Raw genomic sequence first — 3,282 nt, 5'->3', positions numbered from 1 at the left:
ACATATCTGGCGTTGACTTTTGGCACGCTGTTGAGTTCTCAAGGAACGGACACTTCCTTCAGACCGCTCTCGCAGGCCCTCCGGGCGTTTCGTTCGTTCTGCGTTCAGCTTATCAGATCCGATCCGCACTGTTTGACCAGTGTTTTTCTTGCTGATTCCCGCTGGAGGGATTCCGTTCACCAACCCGCGAAGCCTATCAAATGGTTTCGGAGGTTCGATTTCCGGTTCGACTTGCCGGGCCCGCATCCTGCTGGACGCATCCGCCTCGACTTGCCGTGTAGTAGACCCTACTGCTGGCTCCGACTGGTGTCCAGTCCGTCCCAACCGTTCGAATCTACTGGCCTCCGGGATCCGTGTCAACGGCTCCGGCGGCCGAAGAGAAGACTAGCAGGTCAGAAGGGGTCAGGCCGCCACGGGCTGGAGGTCCGCGCGGTCGGCCGCCTCGACGTCGCCGACCTCACCGACGGCGGCGGCGCGGCGGCCGAGGACCAGCGCGTAGAGCAGGAACAGCGTCTCCGCGGTGCCGCCGATGCCGATCCGGGCCCAGGTCGGCAGCCCGGAGGGCGTGACGAAGGCTTCCAGGATGCCGCTGACCAGCAGCACCGCGGCCAGTCCGAGGGCCATCCCGATGGTCGCCCGGCCCTCCTCGGCCAACGCCGCGCCGCGCTTCCGCGGCCCTGGGTCGATCACCGTCCAGCCCAGCCGCAGGCCCATGCCGCCCGCCACGAAGACCGCGGTGAGTTCCAGCAGACCGTGCGGCAGCAGCAGGCCGAGGAAGAGGTCCAGCCGGCCGGCCGAAGCCATCAGCCCCAGGCCGACACCGAGGTTCAGGACGTTCTGGAACAGCACCCAGAGCACCGGCAGGCCCAGGAAGACTCCGAACACCAGGCACTGGGCCGCGATCCAGGCGTTGTTCGTCCACACCTGCGCGGCGAAGGAGGCGGCCGGCCGATCCGAGTAGTAGGCCTCGTACTCACCGCCGGGCCGGGTCATCTCGCGCAGCTCGGCCGGGGTGGCCAGGCTGTCCCGCACCTCGGGGTGGGTCGCCACCCACCAGGCGACCAGCGCCGCGGCGAGCAGCGAGGCCAGCGCGATCGAGAGCCACCAGCGGCGCGAGCGGTAGAGCGCGGCGGGGAAGCTCACCGTGAAGTAGCGGGCGACGTCCCGCCAGCCGGCCGATCGGCTGCCGGTCACCGCGTCGCGGGCCCGGGCGACCAGGGTGGTCAGCCGGGCGACCAGCGCGGGGTCGGGGGCGGTCGCCTGGACTCGGGCGAGGTGGCCGGTGGCCCGCTGGTAGAGCGCCACCAGCTCGTCCGCCTCCTCACCGGTGAGCCGGCGCCGCTTGCACAGCACCTCCAGCCGCGCCCACTCCGCCTGGTGGGCGGCGACGAGATTGTCCGGGTCCATGCGGCTCTCCCAGCGGGCAGGCGGGCGGATAGGCGGGCGGGCCGGCGGCCCGGGGCACAGCTTGCCAGAGCGGTGGTCGGCGCGAACCGGCCGCGGGCGCTTTCCCAGGTGCGGGCTTTCCGCCCTCGGCGAGCGGCCCGTATGTTGACCGTTGAATATCGGAAGAACCAGGGGGCGGGCGGGTGGACCGCGTCTCCTCCTCGGACGGGAACGGACGGGTGCCTCAGTGAGCGACCTGGTGACGGGCGAGGCCGTCGTCCTCGACCTGCGGGCGGCGAAGCTGCCGAGCAGGGCCCTCGCGGTGCTGCTGGACCTGGCGGTGCAGTTCCTGGCGTACTTCCTCTGCGTCTTCGCGCTGCTGGCGGTGCTCCCCGACCTCGACGGCGCCGCCGCGGCCGCGCTGATGGTCGGGATGCTGGTCTTCTTCCTGGTCGCCCTGCCGGTGCTGGTGGAGACGCTCTCCCGCGGGCGCTCACTGGGCAAGCTGGCACTCGGCCTACGGGTGGTGCGGACCGACGGCGGCCCGGTGCGCTTCCGGCACGCGCTGGTGCGCGGCCTGGTCGGGGTCTTCGAGATCGTCATGCTGACCGGGATTCCGGCGGTGATCACCTCGCTGATATCCAGCGAGGGCCGCCGGCTCGGCGACGTCTTCGCGGGGACGCTGGTGGTCCGCGAGCGGGTACCGGCGGCCGAGCGCGGCCGACCGGTGCTTCCGCCGCCACCGGTGATGCGGGCACTGGGCTCGGAGCTGGTCCGGCTGGACCTGTCCGCGGTGCCTCCGGGCCTGTGGCTGGCCGTGCGCCAACTGCTCTCCCGCTCGGAGCAGTTGGACGGTGAGGTGGCGCTGCGAATGGCCGGGCGACTGGCCGGTGACCTGGCGCAGCGGATCCGCTGGGAGGTGCCGCCCGGCCTGCACCCGGCGCTCTACCTGGGCGCGGTGCTGACCGAGCGGCAGCGCCGCGAGTGGGCCCGGGCGAACGCGCCGGCCGTGGTGCCGCCGCCGCTCGGGGCGTTCGGGCCGGCGCCGGTGGCCGTGCCCGCGCCGCAGCCGGTGACACCAGCGCCGGCCACCGCGCCGAAGCCCGACCTCGGGAGCACCGACGGGGGCTTCGCCCTCCCGGGGTGAGCGCTCAGCCGGGCGTCCACGGGTTCGGCGGTGACTCCAGTTCCTCCAGCTCGACGCCCGGCGCCGCCAGCACCACGTCGCCGGCCAGGTGGACCTCCCGCTGCTCGCCGGTCTCCAGGTCGGCCACCTGGTACCGCTCGACCACCAGCGGCCCGGTCTCGGTCGGGTGGCTCGCCACCTCCACCAGCCGCCAGCCCTGGTCACAGGTGCGCGGCGCCAGCGCCGCCCCGCTGAACGCGACCAGCCGGACCCGGGCCGACGCCCCCTCCACCAGCCGCAGCAGCCGCGCGGTGGCGATCAGGAACGCCGGCGAGTCCCCCGCGAAGCCGTGCGCCCGGTCGTGCCCCTCGCTCGCCGAGTCGCCCGTCGGGTCGGTCGGGTCGGTGCGGACCCAGGCCACCCCGTCCACCGCCCCGCCGCGCACCTGCCAGCCGCCGGCCCGCAGCTCCATCCGCAGCGGCCGGCTGCGCGAGTCCAGGGTGAGGTCGACCGTGCCCAGCACCGCGCCGCCCGGGGCGTAGGTCTTCGACACGTAGCGCCACCCGGCCGGCCCGGGCGCGCAGCTGAACCGCTCCTCCCCGAGCGGGGTGCGGTCGTGCGGGTCGTACAGCGAGTACCGGCCGTTGGGCATGGACCGAAGCCTACGGGCAACAGCGCGGGGGGGGGGGGGGGGGGGGGGGGGGGGGGGGGGGGGGGGGGGGGGAGGGGGGGGGGGGGGGGGGGGGGGGTGGGGGGTTTTTTTCTTCTCC

Annotated in this window: 3 protein-coding genes; 1 reads left to right on the top strand and 2 read right to left on the bottom strand. The window is 73.6% G+C overall.

All coding sequences use genetic code 11. The annotated features are described in order from the left end of the window. Positions 1-402: 402 nt before the first annotated feature. Entirely contained in the window at positions 403-1,407 is a 1,005-nt protein-coding gene (locus ACZ38L_RS03435; protein ID WP_465688763.1) for a stage II sporulation protein M, read from the bottom strand. Between the two features lie 226 nt (positions 1,408-1,633). Between ACZ38L_RS03435 and ACZ38L_RS03430 the strand changes: the two genes are divergently transcribed. After that, a complete protein-coding gene (locus tag ACZ38L_RS03430) occupies positions 1,634-2,533 on the top strand; it encodes an RDD family protein (RefSeq protein ID WP_465688761.1) in 900 nt (299 codons plus the stop codon). A gap of 4 nt (positions 2,534-2,537) precedes the next feature. Here the strand turns inward: ACZ38L_RS03430 and ACZ38L_RS03425 are convergent, their stop codons facing one another. After that, positions 2,538-3,164 (bottom strand): hypothetical protein, encoded by a 627-nt coding sequence (locus ACZ38L_RS03425; protein WP_465688759.1) that lies wholly within the window; start codon positions 3,162-3,164, stop codon positions 2,538-2,540. Positions 3,165-3,282: the final 118 nt, after the last annotated feature.

The sequence above is a fragment of the Kitasatospora sp. NPDC024654 genome, from assembly GCF_055559155.1.
Note: the sequence above shows the minus strand (reverse complement) of the source record. Positions and strands in the feature narration are given on the sequence as shown.